The organism is Pseudomonas sp. NFACC02 (genome assembly GCF_900110765.1).
In the GTDB taxonomy this organism is placed as follows: domain Bacteria; phylum Pseudomonadota; class Gammaproteobacteria; order Pseudomonadales; family Pseudomonadaceae; genus Aquipseudomonas.
Genome location: NZ_FOEO01000026.1, coordinates 36,423 through 53,355 on the forward strand (window position 1 = coordinate 36,423; position 16,933 = coordinate 53,355).

Consider the following 16,933-nt stretch of genomic DNA (forward strand, 5'->3'; position numbering starts at 1 on the left):
GTTTTCTGTGCGCTATAGGATCACCCATGCCGGCTTCTTTCGTTCATCTACGCCTGCACACCGAATACTCTCTGGTTGATGGTCTGGTCCGGGTCAAGCCGCTGGTTAAAGCGCTCAGCGCCATGAACATGCCGGCGGTGGCGGTGACCGACCAGAACAACCTGTGTTCGCTGGTCAAATTCTATAAAGCCGCCATGGGTGCCGGGATCAAGCCGATCTGCGGCGCTGACATCTGGCTGGCGGGGCGCGACCGCGAGGCGCCGCTGAGCCGCATGAGCCTGCTGGTGATGAACCCGAAAGGCTATCTGAACCTCACCGAACTGATTTCCCGTGGCTTCATGCATGGGCAGCGTAACGGAATGGTGGTCATCGAGCGTGAGTGGGTCGCTGAGGCCAACGAAGGCTTGATTGCATTGTCCGCGGCCAAAGAAGGCGAAATCGGCATGGCCCTGCTGGGCGGTAACCCGTCTGAAGCCGACGAGTTACTCAAGGAATGGATGTCCGTGTTTGCGGACCGCTTCTACGTTGAAGTCCAGCGCACCCATCGCATCAATGACGAAGAACATCTGCACGCGGCCGTGGCCCTGGCCGAGCGCCATGGCGCGCCGCTGGTGGCGACCAACGATGTGCGCTTCATCAAGCAGGAAGACTTCGAGGCCCATGAAACGCGGGTCTGCATCGGTGAGGGCCGTGCGCTGGACGATCCGCGCCGATCGCACAACTACAGCGATCAGCAGTACCTGAAAAGCGCCGAGGAAATGGCCGAGCTGTTCAGCGATCTGCCGGATGCGCTGGCCAATACGGTGGAAATTGCCAAGCGCTGCAACATCGAGGTCAAGCTGGGCACGCACTTTCTGCCCAACTTCCCGATCCCGGATGGCCTCACCATCGACGAGTACTTCCGCAAGGTCTCGTTCGAGGGCCTGGAGGAACGGCTCGCGGTGCTTTGGCCGAAGGAGACGACGCCCAACTACGAAGAAAAACGCCAGGTCTACGTCGACCGCCTGAATTTCGAGCTGGATATCATCATCCAGATGGGCTTTCCCGGTTACTTCCTCATCGTTATGGACTTCATCCAGTGGGCGAAGAACAACGGTGTGCCGGTCGGTCCGGGCCGTGGGTCGGGTGCGGGTTCGCTCGTGGCGTACGTGCAGAAGATCACCGACCTCGATCCGCTGCAGTATGACCTGCTCTTCGAACGTTTCCTGAACCCGGAGCGGGTGTCAATGCCCGACTTCGACGTCGACTTCTGCATGGACGGCCGTGACCGCGTGATTGACTACGTGGCCGAGAAGTACGGCCGCAACGCGGTCAGTCAGATCATCACGTTCGGTTCCATGGCGGCCAAGGCCGTGGTACGAGACGTGGCGCGGGTACAGGGCAAGTCGTACGGTCTGGCGGATCGTCTGTCGAAGATGATTCCGTTCGAAGTCGGCATGACCCTGGAAAAAGCCTACGAGCAGGAAGAGATTCTGCGCGACTTCCTCAAGACTGACGAAGAAGCGGCGGAAATCTGGGAAATGGCCCGCAAGCTCGAAGGCGTTGTCCGCAACGTGGGCAAGCACGCCGGTGGTGTGGTCATTGCGCCGACCAAACTGACCGACTTCGCGGCGATCTATTGCGACGAAGAGGGCAGCGGCCTGGTCACCCAGTTCGACAAGGACGACGTCGAAGCCGCCGGTCTTGTGAAGTTCGACTTCCTCGGTCTGCGGACGCTGACGATCATCGATTGGGCGATGAAGACGATCAACCGCGACCGTGCCAAGGCCGGAGAGGAGCCGCTGGACATCGCGTTCATTCCGCTGGACGACGCTCCGACCTACGACTTGCTGCAGAAAGCCGAAACCACGGCGGTATTCCAGCTTGAATCGCGCGGCATGAAAGAGCTGATCAAGAAGCTCAAGCCTGACTGCCTGGAAGACTTGATCGCACTGGTGGCGCTTTTCCGTCCAGGGCCGCTGCAGTCGGGCATGGTGGACGACTTCATCAACCGTAAGCACGGTCGTGCCGAGCTGTCGTACCCGCACGTCGACTATCAATACGAAGGCCTCAAGCCTGTCCTTGCGCCGACCTACGGGATCATCCTGTATCAGGAACAGGTGATGCAGATTGCCCAGGTCATGGCGGGCTACACCCTGGGCGGCGCCGACATGCTGCGTCGTGCCATGGGTAAAAAGAAGCCCGAAGAAATGGCCAAGCAGCGCGGCGGTTTCATCGAAGGTTGCAAGACCAACAACATCGACCCTGACCTGGCCGGTAACATCTTCGACCTGGTAGAGAAATTCGCCGGTTACGGTTTCAACAAATCCCACTCCGCCGCCTACGGGCTGGTCTCGTACCAGACGGCCTGGCTCAAGAAGCACTACCCGGCGCCGTTCATGGCGGCGGTACTCTCGGCGGACATGCACAACACTGACAAGGTCGTGACCTTGATCGAAGAAGTGCGGACCATGAAGCTGCGCCTTGATGCGCCGGACGTGAATAACTCCGAGTTCAAGTTCACGGTGAATGACGAAGGTCGCATCGTGTACGGCCTGGGCGCGATCAAGGGCGTCGGCGAAGGTCCGGTGGAAGCGATCACCGAGGCGCGTCAGGCGGGCCCGTTCAAGGATCTGTTCGACTTCTGCGCACGCATCGACCTCAAGCGGGTCAACAAGCGCACCCTGGACGGCTTGATTCGCAGTGGCGCGCTGGACCGTCTTGGCCCGTTCTTCTTTGATGAGCCGAAACAGTATCAAGCCAACATCGATCGTAACCGTGGCGTGTTGCTGGCCTCGCTGGAAGGCGCGATTCAGGCCGCCGAGCAGACCGCGCGCAGTCATGACAGTGGTCACGCCGACCTGTTCGGCGGGCTGTTCGTGGAAGCGGACGCTGATGTTTATGCGAACCATCGCAACGCCAAGGAGGTCACTCTCAAAGAGCGGCTTCGTGGTGAGAAGGAAACGCTGGGGCTGTACCTGACCGGTCACCCCATCGATGAATACGAAGGTGAGATCCGCCGCTTCGCCCGTCAGCGAATCGTCGACCTGAAACCTGCGCGCGACACTCAGACCGTTGCCGGACTGATCATCGCGCTGCGCGTCATGAAGAACAAAAAGGGCGACAAGATGGGGTTCATCACCCTTGATGACCGCTCCGGACGTATTGAAGCGTCGTTGTTCGCCGATTCGTTTCAGGCGGCCCAATCGCTGCTGCAGACGGACGCGATGGTCGTTGTGGAAGGTGAGGTCAGTTCAGATGATTTCTCCGGTGGCCTGCGTTTGCGCGCCAAACGGGTCATGAGTCTGGAGGAGGCGCGAACGGGCCTGGCCGAAAGTTTACGCCTGACCGTGCATAGCGAGGCGCTCAAGGGCGATCGTCTACGCTGGCTGGGTGACCTGTGCAGGAAGCACCGGGGAGCGTGCCCGATCACGCTCGATTACACCGGGCAGGAAGCCAGGGCGTTGCTGCAGTTCGGCGAAGCGTGGCGAATCGATCCCGCAGACAGCCTGATTCAGGCGCTGCGTGACCAGTTCGGACGAGAGAACGTCTTCCTGCAGTATCGCTGAAAGCTGATCTCGATTTTTAAACTCGACACTTTTAAGCTCGACCTTTTTAATCTCGACCGTAAGCCGCCAGATCCTTTATGGTATGGCGCTTACGGATCAACCGGCCGGCCTCTTGGCCGTCGACCCAAGACGGATGCCTATGAACCCGAATTTTCTGGATTTCGAACAGCCGATTGCTGACCTGCAAGCCAAAATTGAAGAGCTGCGTCTGGTCGGCAATGACAACTCGCTGAACATCGGCGACGAGATCTCTCGACTGCAAGAGAAGAGCAATACGCTCACCGAAAGCATTTTCGGCAACCTGACCAGTTGGCAGATCGCGCGCATGGCGCGTCATCCGCGCCGTCCGTATACGCTGGACTACATCGAACACATCTTCACCGAATTTGACGAGCTGCATGGCGATCGCCACTTCTCCGACGACGCGGCCATCGTGGGCGGTATCGCTCGCCTGGAAGATCAGCCGGTCATGGTGATCGGTCATCAGAAGGGCCGTGAAGTGCGCGAAAAAGTGCGTCGCAACTTCGGCATGCCGCGTCCTGAAGGCTATCGCAAGGCCTGCCGTCTGATGGAAATGGCAGAGCGCTTCAAGATGCCGATCCTGACGTTCATCGACACCCCGGGCGCTTACCCCGGTATCGACGCCGAAGAGCGTAACCAGAGCGAGGCCATCGCGTGGAACCTGCGCGTCATGGCACGCCTGAAGACGCCCATCATCGCCACCGTGATCGGTGAGGGCGGTTCGGGCGGGGCATTGGCCATCGGCGTCTGCGATCAGCTCAACATGCTTCAATATTCCACCTACGCGGTGATCTCGCCGGAAGGCTGCGCATCGATTCTGTGGAAGACTGCCGAGAAGGCGCCGGACGCCGCTGAGGCGATGGGCATCACTGCCGAGCGTCTCAAAGGGCTGGGCATTGTCGACAAAGTGATCAGCGAGCCACTGGGCGGCGCACACCGCGATCCAGCGGCGGCTGCCGAATTGATTCGTGCAGAACTGAGCAGCCAGTTGGCGATGCTCAAGAAGTTCAACAACGACGAACTGCTGGCTCGCCGTTACGAGCGCCTCATGAGCTACGGCGTTTAATCGAGGCGGGCCTCTCACCGAGGCCAGCATCGAGGTCCGGCCAGCGTAACGCAGGGTTAAACCAGCATGACCAGGCCGGACACCATCAAAAAAGAGTTATCCAGACGACTGTTGTCACGCTTGTCCAACTGGCGTGGCGCAGCCGGTTGGCGCATTGCCTTCTCGGGTGGGCTCGACTCCACCGTTCTGTTGCACCTGCTGGCCGATCTGGCCCGGCATCACCGCCTCCCTCCGCTGAGCGCCATCCATGTTCATCACGGCCTGCAGGCCGTTGCCGCGTCGTGGCCGGGGCATTGCCGCCAGATGTGTCAGATTCTGGGCGTGCCGTTTCAAGTCATCGAGGTGCAGGTGCGTCCAGGCGCCAGCGTGGAGCAGGCGGCGCGCGACGCCCGTTACGCCGCGTTCGACGAAGTGCTTCTCCCGGGGGAAGTGCTTCTGGCTGCACAGCACCGTGACGATCAAGCCGAAACCCTGATGTTTCGGTTGCTGCGAGGTGCGGGCGTCAAGGGGCTGGCCGCCATGCCTGCCCAAAGAGCGTTAGGCAGGGGGCAGTTGTTTCGGCCGCTGCTGGAGGAGCCACGTGCGCTGCTGGAAGCCTATGCCACGGAGCAAGGGCTGAGCTGGATCGAAGACCCCAGCAACAAGGATTCGCGGTTTTCTCGCAATTACCTGCGCAACCAGGTACTGCCCATGCTCACGGCGCGCTGGCCACAAGCGATTGCGAGCATCAACCGCAGTGCAGCGCACCTGGCAGAAGCGCAAGGACTGCTGGACGAGCTGGCGTTGCAGGACCTCGCACACGTGGACACCCCGTGCCCGTGGCCGTGGCTGAATGTGCCTTCACTGGAACTGGCACCGCTGGAAGCCTTGTCCGGCGCACGGCAACGTAATGCGCTGCGCCACTGGCTCGGGCCGCTGACGCGCTTGCCGGACAGCGATCACTGGGCAGGCTGGGACTCGTTGCGCGATGCAGGGCCCGATGGCCGACCGATCTGGCGTCTGGCGGATGGGCAACTGCACCGCGCGGAGGGGCGCATCTGGTGGTTGTCGGGCATCTGGCTGAAGAACGTTGCCGGTTCCCAACATTGGTCGACTGCGTCGCAACCCTTGATCCTGCCCGGGAACGGCATGCTGGAAATCCTCGGCGAGATTCCTCGAGGTGGCTTGCACGTTCACTATCGGCAGGGCGGCGAAATCGTCGATGTGCCCGAGAGGGGACGAAGGGATCTCAAACGGCTGCTCAATGAAAAGGGTGTGCCGGTCTTTTTGCGCGGCCGATTGCCGCTGTTGTATCGGGGTGAGCAGTTGTTGGCCGTTGCCAATCTGCCTGGGCTGGACGCCGACCCCCGTGGTGACTGGCGATTGCATTGGCAGCCACCGACGAATGACCACAGTTTGAGATGAGAGCCCGTTTCCGGTAGACTACGCTCCCTTCTTGATACAGCTTCTGTCGATCCTTTCGGAACGATGCAAGTTGCCGATTACCAGCCAGTCATTACTGGGCGATTCTCAAAATGTGGCGAGCAATGGACAGGTCCGATTTCGACCAGTCATTTTCAGCGCGGCTATTTCAGAACTGCATCGTGAGACTGGCAGGTCATCGGGGGCTTCGGCCTTCCTTCGCTTTCCCCGGCGGCTCTGACCGCTTTAACGCAGACTTCTAGGGTTTTTCATGACGCGCTACATCTTCGTCACGGGCGGTGTTGTTTCTTCATTGGGGAAAGGCATTGCCTCGGCTTCATTGGCGGCCATCCTGGAGGCGAGGGGACTTAAGGTCACCATGCTCAAGCTGGACCCCTACATCAACGTCGACCCCGGCACCATGAGCCCGTTCCAGCATGGTGAGGTGTTCGTCACGCACGACGGCGCCGAGACCGACCTGGACCTGGGTCACTACGAGCGTTTCATTCGCACCACCATGACCCAGAACAATAACTTCACCACTGGCCGTGTGTACGAACACGTCCTGCGCAAAGAGCGCCGTGGTGATTATCTGGGCGCCACCATTCAGGTGATTCCGCACATCACCGACGAAATCAAACGTCGCATCATCAAGGGTGCCGGCGATGCCGACGTTGCCCTGGTGGAAATCGGCGGCACGGTCGGTGACATCGAGTCGCAACCGTTCCTGGAAGCCATCCGCCAGTTGCGTTTCGAAGTGGGCGCCAAGCGCGCCATGCTGATGCACCTCACCCTCGTTCCGTATATCGCCACGGCCGGTGAAACCAAGACCAAACCGACTCAGCACTCGGTCAAGGAACTGCGCTCCATCGGTCTGCAGCCTGACGTGCTGATCTGCCGTTCCGATCACGCGATCGACGTCTCGTCGCGCCGCAAGATCGCCCAGTTCACCAACGTCGAAGAGCGCGCGGTGATCGCGCTGGAAGACGCCGACACCATCTACAAGATTCCGGGCATCCTGCATTCGCAGGGGCTGGACGATTTCGTCGTGGAGCGCTTCGGTTTGCAGTGTGCGGGTGCCGACCTGTCCGAGTGGGACAAGGTCGTTGACGCCAAGCTAAACCCTGAGCATGAAGTCACCATTGCCATGGTCGGTAAGTACATGGAGCTGCTGGACGCCTACAAGTCGCTGATCGAAGCGATGAGTCACGCCGGCATCACCAACCGCACCAAGGTCAACCTGCGTTACATCGACTCCGAAGACATCGAGAATCAGGGCACCGGCCTGCTGGAAGGCGTGGACGCGATCCTGGTTCCAGGCGGCTTCGGTCTGCGTGGCGTGGAAGGCAAGATCACGGCCGTCCAGTTCGCCCGCGAAAACAAAGTGCCTTACCTGGGCATCTGCCTGGGCATGCAGGTGGCCGTCATCGAGTTCGCGCGTAATGTGCTGGGCTGGAAAGACGCCAACTCCACCGAGTTCGACCGCGCCAGCCCGCACCCTGTGGTCGGCCTGATCACCGAGTGGGAAGACGCCACCGGCGCCGTTGAAACCCGCACCGAAGCGTCCGATCTGGGCGGCACCATGCGTCTGGGTGCTCAGGAGTGCCAGCTGGAGCCGGGTTCGCTGGTGCATGATTGCTACGCCAACGATGTGATCGTCGAGCGCCATCGCCATCGCTACGAAGTGAACAACAAGCTGCTGCCGCAACTGATCGACGCCGGTCTGAAAGTGTCCGGTCGTTCCGGTGATGGCGCGTTGGTCGAAGTGGTCGAGTCCAGGGACCATCCGTGGTTCGTGGCCTGCCAGTTCCACCCTGAGTTCACCTCGACTCCGCGCGACGGTCATCCGCTGTTCAGCGGCTTTGTGAAGGCTGCACTCGCCCAGCACCAGAAAAACGCCTGATAGGGAATTCATTACATGGCACAGAAAATCATCCGCGTCGGTTCCATCGACATTGCCAACGACAAGCCGATGGTCTTGTTCGGTGGCATGAATGTTCTGGAATCACGGGACATGGCCATGCAGGTCTGCGAAGAATACGTACGGGTGACCGAAAAGCTCGGCATTCCTTACGTGTTCAAGGCCAGCTTCGACAAAGCCAACCGTTCCTCGGTGACCTCTTATCGCGGCCCGGGTCTGGAAGCGGGCATGCGGATCTTCGAAGAGATCAAGCGTACCTTTAACGTGCCGGTGATCACCGATGTGCATGAGCCGCATCAGGCGGCGACCGTTGCCGAAGTCTGCGACATCATCCAGTTGCCGGCTTTCCTGTCGCGGCAGACCGATCTGGTGGTGGCGATGGCCAAAACCGGTGCCGTGATCAATATCAAGAAAGCCCAGTTCCTCGCCCCACAGGAAATGAAACACATCCTGAACAAGTGCGAAGAGGCCGGGAACGATCAGTTGATTCTCTGTGAGCGTGGTTCGAGCTTCGGCTACAACAACCTCGTGGTGGACATGCTCGGTTTCGGCATCATGAAAGCGTTCGAATACCCGGTGTTTTTCGACGTGACCCATGCGCTGCAGATGCCTGGCGGTCGCTCCGACTCTGCTGGCGGTCGTCGTGCCCAGGTCACCGACCTGGCCAAGGCGGGTATCAGCCAGGGTCTGGCGGGCCTGTTCCTCGAGGCGCATCCGGACCCGGATAACGCCAAATGCGACGGTCCTTGCGCGCTGCGACTGAACAAGCTGGAGCCATTCCTGACCCAGCTCAAGGCGCTCGATGATCTGGTGAAGAGCTTCCCGACAATCGAAACGGCGTAAAACCCGCTTCTCCGGCACTGACGCCTCCGGTACAGTGCCGCTCGTTTCTTTCCCGACCAACGGGTCGGGATTTTTTGTCGTCTTGGGCCTGCCCGCTGTCTAGTGCCTGAAGATGGCAGTCGTTTTCCCAGCTGCGTCGTTTTCGTCAATCTTGGAGTGTTAACAACAATGGCAAAAATCGTCGACATCAAAGGTCGTGAAGTTCTCGACTCCCGTGGCAATCCCACCGTGGAAGCAGATGTGCTCCTCGACAACGGCATCATCGGCAGTGCATGTGCGCCGTCCGGTGCTTCCACCGGCTCGCGTGAAGCGCTTGAGCTGCGTGATGGCGACAAGGGCCGTTACATGGGCAAGGGCGTTCTGAAGGCCGTGGCCAACATCAATGGCCCGATCCGCGACCTGCTGCTGGGCAAGGATCCGGTTGACCAGAAAGCACTGGATCAGGCGATGATCAAGCTCGATGGCACCGAAAACAAAGCCAGCCTGGGTGCGAACGCCATCCTGGCGGTGTCCCTGGCGGCTGCCAAGGCTGCAGCGCAGGATCAGGACCTGCCGTTGTACGCGCACATCGCCAACCTGAACGGCACGCCAGGTGTTTACTCGATGCCGGTCCCGATGATGAACATCATCAACGGTGGCGAGCATGCCGATAACAACATCGACATCCAGGAATTCATGATTCAGCCAGTTGGCGCCAAGACCTTCTCCGAAGGCCTGCGCTGGGGCACCGAGATTTTCCATCACCTGAAAGCGGTTCTGAAGGCCCGTGGCCTGAACACTGCCGTGGGTGACGAAGGCGGTTTTGCACCGAACCTGAACTCCAACGCCGACGCACTCGACGCGATCGCCGAAGCAGTGGCCAACGCCGGTTACAAGCTGGGCACTGACGTGACCCTGGCCCTGGACTGCGCGGCCAGCGAGTTCTACAAGAACGGCAAGTACACGCTGAGTGAAGAAGGCGAGTACGACTCTGCCGGTTTCGCCGACTACCTGGCCGATCTGGTCAGCAAGCACCCGATCATCTCCATCGAAGACGGCCTCGACGAGTCCGACTGGGATGGCTGGAAAGTCCTGACCGACAAGATCGGCGACAAGATCCAGCTGGTGGGCGACGACTTGTTCGTGACCAATACCAAGATCCTGAAAGAAGGCATCGAGAAGAAAATCGGTAACTCGATCCTGATCAAGTTCAACCAGATCGGTACCCTGACCGAAACCCTGGAAGCCATCCAGATGGCCAAGGCAGCCGGATACACAGCAGTGATCTCCCACCGCTCGGGTGAAACCGAGGATTCGACCATTGCCGATCTGGCAGTGGGCACCGCGGCAGGTCAGATCAAGACCGGTTCTCTGAGCCGTTCCGACCGCATCGCCAAGTACAACCAACTGCTGCGTATCGAAGAGCAATTGGGTGCCAAAGCGGTTTATCGTGGTCGCGGTGAGTTTCGCGGCTGATTGCAAGATGGTAAAAAGGCAGCAGGCGCGGTAGGGTTTTTCGCTAAATGCGATTTATCCTGACGCCCTGACCCAAGAGCCCGGTGACCACCGGGCTCTTGGTCATTTGATATGGTCGGTTTTGCTGTCTTTCTCCACCGGGTAACAGATATTCACAATGCGCAGTCCTAACTGGTTGTTCCTCGTTCTGCTCTTGCTGCTCGCTGGCCTGCAATACCGCCTGTGGGTGGGTAACGGCAGTCTCGCTCAGGTGGCCAGTCTGACCCAGCAGATCGCCGATCAGCATGCCGAAAATGACGCGTTGCTCGAGCGTAACCGTGTGCTGGACGCGGAAGTGATGGAGCTGAAGAAAGGTCTGGAAACCGTTGAAGAGCGTGCCCGTCATGAGTTGGGCATGGTCAAGGACGGCGAAACCCTTTATCAGTTGGCACAGTGACCCTGGCGTAATGACTCAATCCCTTCCTGCCTTCTGGGCAGTGATTCCCGCAGCGGGTGTCGGTGCCCGTATGGCGGCAGACCGTCCCAAGCAGTACCTGCAACTGGGCGGACTCACCATTCTTGAACACAGCCTGCTTTGTTTCCTCGATCATCCCCGACTCAAGGGACTGGTGATCAGTCTGGCTGTGGACGATCCTTATTGGCCGACCTTGCCATGCGCCCTGGATTCGCGAATCCAGCAGGTGGCGGGCGGCAAGGAGCGCGCGGACTCGGTCCTCAACGCATTGCTCCATCTGCATGCCAGTGGCGCGGACGACAATGACTGGGTGCTGGTACACGATGCCGCGCGGCCGAACCTCATGCGTTCTGACCTGGATAACCTGCTCAGTGAGCTGAAAGACGATCCCGTTGGCGGCTTGCTGGCAGTGCCTGCCAAAGACACCCTCAAGCGCGCGGACGCCAATGGCCGGGTCACGGAAACCGTAGACCGCAGCTTGATCTGGCAAGCCTACACGCCACAGATGTTTCGTCTCGGGGCGTTGCACCGGGCGCTGGCGGACAGTCTGGTGTCGAACGTCTCGATCACCGACGAAGCGTCGGCTATCGAATGGGCGGGCCAGTCGCCACGCCTGATCGAGGGCCGGGCGGACAACATCAAGGTCACCCGCCCGGAAGACCTGGAGTGGCTGCGCCAGCGGCGAGGCGAGTTCAATCGCTGAAGCAGCGCTGACCCGTCCATAGTTCCATTGTAGGAGCGCGCTTGCGCGCGATTGCGGTGTGTCAGCTACCGCAACTGTTGAGCTTGCCTACGTCATCGCGGGCAAGCGCGCTCCTACAATGTACCGCTTTACTGCCGGTATTCCGGCCGCAACGCCAACCCCGCTTTCAGATAATCCACCAGTTTCCTGACCTTCGGCGACAAGTGCCTCTGTTGTGGGTAAAGCGCCCATACCGCGGTATTCGGCGGCTGGTGGGCGTCGAGCAGCGACACCAGTGCGCCGCTTTTAAGGTGCTCAAGCACGTAGTAGTCCGGCAACTGACATAGCCCCACGCCCAATAGCGCGGCATCCAGCACCGCCTGTCCACTGTTACAGCGCCAGTTTCCGTGAACGCGTTGTGAAAACTCCTTTCCGTTCTGTTGCAGCAACCAACTGTCGGAGCTGCCGATCAGGCAGTTATGGCGGCTCAACTCCGACACGCTGTGCGGTCGGCCATACCGCTCCAGGTAAGAAGGCGATGCACACAGGTACATGCGCCGAGGGGCCAGGCGCGTGGCGACCAGCCTGGATTCCTGCAAACGGCCAAGGCGTATCGCCAAATCCATGCCTTCATGCACCAGATCCAGCGTGTTGTTGGTCAATTCGATGTCGACACGCAGCTGCGGGTATTCATCCATGAAACGCGTCACCAGTGGCGCTATGAACCGCTCGCCGTAGGCGACCGCGCAGGTCATGCGCAGCAGGCCTTTGGGCTCGCTGGTCAGGTCACCCACCGCGCGCAACGCTTCTTCGCGGCCATCCTGCAAACGCTGGCAATGATGCAAAAACGTCTGGCCTGCTTCGGTGAGTGCTACCTTGCGTGTGCTTCGGTACAGCAAGCGAGTCTGCAGGCGTTCTTCCAGACGAGCGATCTGTCGGCTGATGTGCGACGAGGAAACACCCAGCCGCTCAGCGGCAGCCGTGAACTGACCGCATTCCGCCACGGCGACAAATTCATCCAGCCCTTCCCAGCGATTGGTGTACATCGATTATCCCTGTACAGCATTAATGTTTTGCTTTCGCACGGATTATTAATCAAACCGCACTGCTTTACACTCCAGACTCGTTTTCACTTCGCTGGAGATCATGATGATCAAGTCACGTGCTGCCGTTGCTTTCGCGCCCAACCAACCGCTGCAAATCGTCGAGGTGGACGTCGAGGCGCCGAAGGCGGGTGAAGTGCTCATCCGCACCGTGGCGTCGGGTGTTTGCCATACCGATGCCTACACCCTGTCCGGCGCTGACTCCGAAGGTGTATTCCCGTGCATTCTGGGCCATGAAGGCGGCGGGATCGTTGAAGCCGTCGGTGAAGGCGTGACCTCGCTCGCCGTTGGCGACCACGTGATCCCGCTGTACACCGCCGAGTGCCGTGAGTGCAAATTCTGCAAATCCGGCAAGACCAACCTCTGCCAGAAAGTCCGCGCCACTCAGGGCAAAGGCCTGATGCCGGACGGCACCACGCGCTTCAGCTACAACGGCGAGCCGGTCTATCACTACATGGGCTGCTCGACGTTCTCCGAATACACGGTGGTCCCGGAAATTTCCCTGGCCAAAATCCCTAAAGAAGCCCCGCTGGAAAAGGTCTGCCTGTTGGGTTGTGGTGTCACCACCGGCATCGGCGCCGTGTTGAACACGGCCAAGGTAGAAGAGGGCGCCACGGTCGCCATCTTTGGTCTGGGTGGCATCGGGCTGGCGGCAATCATCGGTGCGAAGATGGCCAAGGCCTCCCGCATTATTGCCATCGACATCAACCCGGCGAAGTTCGACGTTGCACGTGAACTGGGCGCCACTGATTTCATCAATCCAAAAGACTACGGCGACAAGCCGATCCAGGACGTGATCGTCGAATTGACCGATGGTGGCGTCGATTACAGCTTCGAGTGCATTGGTAATGTGCAATTGATGCGCGCTGCTCTGGAATGCTGCCACAAGGGCTGGGGCGAGTCCGTCATCATCGGCGTCGCACCGTCGGGTCAGGAAATCGCGACGCGTCCCTTCCAGCTGGTGACCGGTCGCGTCTGGCGCGGGTCGGCGTTCGGTGGCGTCAAGGGCCGTACCGAACTGCCAAGCTACGTCGAGAAGTCGCAGACGGGCGAGATCCCGCTGGACACCTTCATCACCCACACCATGGGCCTGGACAAAATCAACGAAGCGTTCGACCTGATGCACGAAGGTAAAAGCATCCGTTCGGTCATTCACTTCTAAAAGCCGCCCCAAGCGGCAAGCCGTAAGCTGCAAGCAAGAGCGCCGCGTCCTCTTGCAGCTTTAGGCTTGCAGCTTGCAGTTGGGAGTTCACGACCATGAATCTGGAAAATCTCTCGTGCCAGAAGAGCTTCGGCGGCTGGCATAAACGCTATAAACATCATTCCGACGTGCTGGGCTGCGACATGGTATTCGCCGTTTATCTGCCGCCCCAGGTAGAGCAGGGCGGCAAGCTTCCCGTGGTTTACTGGCTCTCGGGCCTGACCTGTACCGACGAAAACTTCATGCAGAAAGCCGGCGCGCAACGTATTGCGGCCGAACTCGGGCTGATCATCGTTGCGCCTGACACCAGCCCGCGTGGCGCTGACGTGCCGGACGACCCGGACAATGCCTATGATTTCGGTCTGGGCGCCGGCTTCTACCTCAACGCCACGCAACAGCCCTGGGCTCGTCATTACCGCATGTACGATTACGTGGTGAGCGAGCTTCCGGCGTTGATCGAGGCACACTTCCCTGCGTCTGAAAAACGCAGTATCAGTGGCCACTCGATGGGCGGGCACGGAGCCCTGGTCTGTGCGTTGCGCAACCCGGGACGTTACAAGTCGGTTTCTGCGTTTTCGCCGATCACCAACCCGATGGACTGTCCATGGGGCCAGAAAGCGTTCTCCCGCTATCTGGGCGAAGACCGCTCACGCTGGCGCGAATGGGATGCCAGCGTGCTGATCGCCGACGCCAGGGAACGTCTGCCGCTGCTGGTCGATCAAGGGGATCGGGACGATTTCCTTGCCAGCCAACTCAAGCCTGAGTCACTGGTGCAAGCGGCGAAAGCCGTGGGGCATCCACTGGAGTTGCGCATGCAGCCCGGCTATGACCATAGCTATTACTTCATCGCAAGCTTCATCGAAGACCATCTACGCCATCACGCCGTGGCATTGGCGGCGTGACGACGTGGCCCTAATGTCCGACAAAGTAGGTAGAATCACGCCCTGACTTTTTCAGGGCGTTTTTTTATGCGTATTGGCCACGGCTACGATGTGCACCGTTTCACTGAGGGCGACTTCATTACCTTGGGTGGGGTGCGTATCGCGCACAGGTTTGGGCTGCTCGCTCATTCCGATGGCGATGTCCTGCTGCACGCCCTGAGCGACGCCTTGCTGGGCGCAGCCGCGCTGGGCGACATCGGCAAGCACTTTCCTGACACCGACCCGCAATTCAAGGGGGCGGACAGCCGCGTCCTGCTGCGCCATGTGCTGAAACAGGTGCAGGCCAAAGGCTGGAAAGTCGGCAACGTCGACGCCACGATTGTTGCCCAGGCCCCTAAAATGGCACCGCACATCGACACGATGCGCGCGCTAATTGCCGAAGACCTGCAAGTGGACCTCGATCAGGTCAACGTCAAAGCGACCACCACCGAGAAGCTCGGCTTTACCGGCCGTGAAGAAGGCATCGCGGTTCACGCCGTTGCGCTGTTGATTGCCGCATGACCGAATTCGAACTTCTGGGCCCGAGGGCCTACGGCGACGCATTGGGCACCGCAGTGCTTAAAGCGACGGCTGACGACTTCCAGGTGGATGAGGTGCTGGACATTCCGCTGTCTGGCGACGGTGAGCATCTCTGGCTGTGGGTTGAGAAGCGTGGTTTGAACACCGAAGAAGCGGCCCGACGTCTGGCCAGGGCGGCTGGCGTTCCATTGCGCACGGTCAGCTATGCCGGTTTGAAGGACCGTCAGGCACTGACCCGGCAGTGGTTCAGCATTCAACTGCCCGGCAAGGCCGATCCGCAGATGTCGACGGCTGAGGACGACACCCTCAGGATTCTCGACAGCAAGCGCCATAAGCGCAAACTGCAGCGCGGCGCGCATGCCGCCAACGGCTTTACGCTGCGTCTGACGCAGTTGCAGGCGAAAAAGGCTGAGCTGGATGCGCGCCTGGAAGCGATCAAGCTCAGCGGCATTCCCAATTATTTTGGCGCTCAGCGCTTCGGTCACCAGGGCGGTAACCTTGGCGAAGCGAGGCATTACGCTGAACGACAGGCATTGCCAGAACAGCGCAATGTCCGTTCGCGCCTGCTTTCCACCGCGCGCAGCTATCTGTTCAATCTTGTGTTGGCCGAGCGCGTTGCCAATGGCACCTGGAACAAGGCACAAGTGGGCGATTTGCTGGCATTCACCGACAGCCGCAGCTTTTTCCCGGCGGGCGAGGCCGAGTGCAGTGACCCGCGTCTGGCGATTCTCGATCTGCACCCCACCGGCCCGCAGTGGGGCGAGGGCGATTCGCCTGCGGGCGGGGCCACGGCAGTGCTCGAGAACAAGGTCGCTCAAAGCGAGTCGTCGCTCTGTAACTGGTTGATAAAAGCGGGAATGGAACACGAACGTCGCATCCTGCGACTGCCCATCGGGCGGTTGACGTGGCATTATCCCGAGCCTGACATTCTGCAACTGGAATTCGTCCTGCCGGCCGGATGCTTCGCCACCGCATTGGTGCGCGAACTCGTCGATCTGGCGCCTGCGGGACAGACGGACAGCTCATGCGTATTCTGATTTCAAATGATGATGGGGTCTCGGCACCCGGACTCGTTGCGCTCCACGGAGCGCTGACGGGTTATGCCGAGTGCACGGTCATCGCTCCCGATCAAGACAAGAGTGGTGCCAGCAGTTCCTTGACCCTTGACCGGCCATTGCACCCTCATCTGCTCGACAACGGCTTTATCAGTCTTAACGGCACGCCCACCGATTGCGTCCACCTGGGGTTGAACGGTCTGCTGGAGCAAGAGCCCGATATGGTGGTTTCCGGTATCAACCTGGGCGCCAATCTGGGGGATGACGTACTGTATTCCGGCACCGTCGCAGCCGCGCTGGAAGGGCGTTTTCTGCAACGCCCGTCGTTCGCGTTTTCATTTTTGTCGCGTCAGGTCGATAACCTGGCAACCGCCGCGCATTTCGCCCGGCTCCTGGTCGAGGCGCACGAGCAACTCGATCTTCCACCGCGTACCGTATTGAATGTGAATATTCCGAATTTGCCGCTGGAACACATACGCGGCATCCAGTTGACCCGCCTCGGGCACCGGACGCGCGCTGCGGCGCCGGTCCGTGTGGTCGATCCGCGTGGCAAGGCCGGGTACTGGATTGCCGCGGCCGGCAATGCTGAGGACGGCGGTCCGGGCACGGACTTCCACGCCGTGATGCAGGGGTACGTGTCAATTACGCCGTTGCAGCTGGATAGGACCTATCAGGACGGTTTCAACAGCCTGAACGCATGGCTGGAGGGAATGGCCTGATGTC

General features: G+C 60.0%; 14 protein-coding genes. 13 read left to right on the top strand and 1 reads right to left on the bottom strand.

What is annotated here, in order from left to right:
* The first annotated feature begins 26 nt into the window (after window positions 1-26).
* The 8 genes from dnaE (at window position 27) to ispD (ending at window position 11,412) form a co-directional block, all read left to right on the top strand.
* Complete coding sequence (gene dnaE, locus BMY73_RS19210; RefSeq protein WP_092409060.1) at window positions 27-3,548, top strand: DNA polymerase III subunit alpha; 3,522 nt, start codon at window positions 27-29, stop codon at window positions 3,546-3,548.
* A gap of 139 nt (window positions 3,549-3,687) precedes the next feature.
* The gene (locus BMY73_RS19215; protein ID WP_062383100.1) at window positions 3,688-4,635 is read left to right on the top strand and encodes an acetyl-CoA carboxylase carboxyltransferase subunit alpha; all 948 of its coding nucleotides are present in this window, start codon (window positions 3,688-3,690) and stop codon (window positions 4,633-4,635) included.
* Between the two features lie 66 nt (window positions 4,636-4,701).
* Window positions 4,702-6,039: a tRNA lysidine(34) synthetase TilS gene (tilS, locus tag BMY73_RS19220; RefSeq protein WP_092409062.1), complete on the top strand. Its 1,338-nt coding sequence runs from the start codon at window positions 4,702-4,704 to the stop codon at window positions 6,037-6,039.
* 268 nt (window positions 6,040-6,307) lie between these two features.
* A complete protein-coding gene (locus tag BMY73_RS19225; RefSeq protein WP_092409064.1) occupies window positions 6,308-7,939 on the top strand; it encodes a CTP synthase in 1,632 nt (543 codons plus the stop codon).
* A 15-nt stretch (window positions 7,940-7,954) separates the two neighbouring features.
* Window positions 7,955-8,800 carry a 3-deoxy-8-phosphooctulonate synthase gene (gene kdsA, locus BMY73_RS19230; RefSeq protein WP_092409066.1) on the top strand — a complete coding sequence of 282 codons (846 nt, stop codon included), beginning with the start codon at window positions 7,955-7,957 and terminating at the stop codon, window positions 8,798-8,800.
* 168 nt (window positions 8,801-8,968) lie between these two features.
* Complete coding sequence (gene eno / locus BMY73_RS19235) at window positions 8,969-10,255, top strand: phosphopyruvate hydratase (RefSeq protein WP_062383088.1); 1,287 nt, start codon at window positions 8,969-8,971, stop codon at window positions 10,253-10,255.
* Between the two features lie 157 nt (window positions 10,256-10,412).
* Window positions 10,413-10,691 (top strand): cell division protein FtsB, encoded by a 279-nt coding sequence (gene ftsB, locus BMY73_RS19240; protein ID WP_062383086.1) that lies wholly within the window; start codon window positions 10,413-10,415, stop codon window positions 10,689-10,691.
* Between the two features lie 10 nt (window positions 10,692-10,701).
* Entirely contained in the window at window positions 10,702-11,412 is a 711-nt protein-coding gene (gene ispD / locus BMY73_RS19245) for a 2-C-methyl-D-erythritol 4-phosphate cytidylyltransferase (RefSeq protein ID WP_092409068.1), read from the top strand.
* 128 nt (window positions 11,413-11,540) lie between these two features.
* On the opposite strand, the gene BMY73_RS19250 is transcribed toward ispD, so the two are convergent.
* Window positions 11,541-12,437: a LysR substrate-binding domain-containing protein gene (locus tag BMY73_RS19250; protein ID WP_092409070.1), complete on the bottom strand. Its 897-nt coding sequence runs from the start codon at window positions 12,435-12,437 to the stop codon at window positions 11,541-11,543.
* 103 nt (window positions 12,438-12,540) lie between these two features.
* Here BMY73_RS19250 and BMY73_RS19255 point away from each other — a divergent pair, with 103 nt between their 5' ends.
* From BMY73_RS19255 to surE, 5 genes are all read left to right on the top strand, one after another.
* The gene (locus tag BMY73_RS19255; protein WP_062383076.1) at window positions 12,541-13,656 is read left to right on the top strand and encodes an S-(hydroxymethyl)glutathione dehydrogenase/class III alcohol dehydrogenase; all 1,116 of its coding nucleotides are present in this window, start codon (window positions 12,541-12,543) and stop codon (window positions 13,654-13,656) included.
* Window positions 13,657-13,751: 95 nt separating this feature from the next.
* Entirely contained in the window at window positions 13,752-14,597 is an 846-nt protein-coding gene (gene fghA, locus BMY73_RS19260) for an S-formylglutathione hydrolase (RefSeq protein ID WP_092409072.1), read from the top strand.
* A gap of 66 nt (window positions 14,598-14,663) precedes the next feature.
* Window positions 14,664-15,137, top strand: a complete 474-nt coding sequence (ispF, locus tag BMY73_RS19265; protein ID WP_092409074.1) for a 2-C-methyl-D-erythritol 2,4-cyclodiphosphate synthase — start codon at window positions 14,664-14,666, stop codon at window positions 15,135-15,137.
* The gene (gene truD / locus BMY73_RS19270) at window positions 15,134-16,192 is read left to right on the top strand and encodes a tRNA pseudouridine(13) synthase TruD (protein ID WP_092409076.1); all 1,059 of its coding nucleotides are present in this window, start codon (window positions 15,134-15,136) and stop codon (window positions 16,190-16,192) included. Before ispF ends, truD begins: the two co-directional genes overlap by 4 nt.
* A complete protein-coding gene (gene surE, locus BMY73_RS19275; RefSeq protein ID WP_062383062.1) occupies window positions 16,180-16,929 on the top strand; it encodes a 5'/3'-nucleotidase SurE in 750 nt (249 codons plus the stop codon). Before truD ends, surE begins: the two co-directional genes overlap by 13 nt.
* Window positions 16,930-16,933: the final 4 nt, after the last annotated feature.

Bases quoted from the DNA above. Each gene is read 5' to 3' on its own strand.
- dnaE (WP_092409060.1), top strand. From the start codon at position 27: ATGCCGGCTTCTTTCGTTCATCTACGCCTGCACACCGAATACTCTCTG.
- BMY73_RS19215 (WP_062383100.1), top strand. From the start codon at position 3,688: ATGAACCCGAATTTTCTGGATTTCGAACAGCCGATTGCTGACCTGCAA.
- tilS (WP_092409062.1), top strand. From the start codon at position 4,702: ATGACCAGGCCGGACACCATCAAAAAAGAGTTATCCAGACGACTGTTG.
- BMY73_RS19225 (WP_092409064.1), top strand. From the start codon at position 6,308: ATGACGCGCTACATCTTCGTCACGGGCGGTGTTGTTTCTTCATTGGGG.
- kdsA (WP_092409066.1), top strand. From the start codon at position 7,955: ATGGCACAGAAAATCATCCGCGTCGGTTCCATCGACATTGCCAACGAC.
- eno (WP_062383088.1), top strand. From the start codon at position 8,969: ATGGCAAAAATCGTCGACATCAAAGGTCGTGAAGTTCTCGACTCCCGT.
- ftsB (WP_062383086.1), top strand. From the start codon at position 10,413: ATGCGCAGTCCTAACTGGTTGTTCCTCGTTCTGCTCTTGCTGCTCGCT.
- ispD (WP_092409068.1), top strand. From the start codon at position 10,702: ATGACTCAATCCCTTCCTGCCTTCTGGGCAGTGATTCCCGCAGCGGGT.
- BMY73_RS19250 (WP_092409070.1), bottom strand. From the start codon at position 12,437: ATGTACACCAATCGCTGGGAAGGGCTGGATGAATTTGTCGCCGTGGCG.
- BMY73_RS19255 (WP_062383076.1), top strand. From the start codon at position 12,541: ATGATCAAGTCACGTGCTGCCGTTGCTTTCGCGCCCAACCAACCGCTG.
- fghA (WP_092409072.1), top strand. From the start codon at position 13,752: ATGAATCTGGAAAATCTCTCGTGCCAGAAGAGCTTCGGCGGCTGGCAT.
- ispF (WP_092409074.1), top strand. From the start codon at position 14,664: ATGCGTATTGGCCACGGCTACGATGTGCACCGTTTCACTGAGGGCGAC.
- truD (WP_092409076.1), top strand. From the start codon at position 15,134: ATGACCGAATTCGAACTTCTGGGCCCGAGGGCCTACGGCGACGCATTG.
- surE (WP_062383062.1), top strand. From the start codon at position 16,180: ATGCGTATTCTGATTTCAAATGATGATGGGGTCTCGGCACCCGGACTC.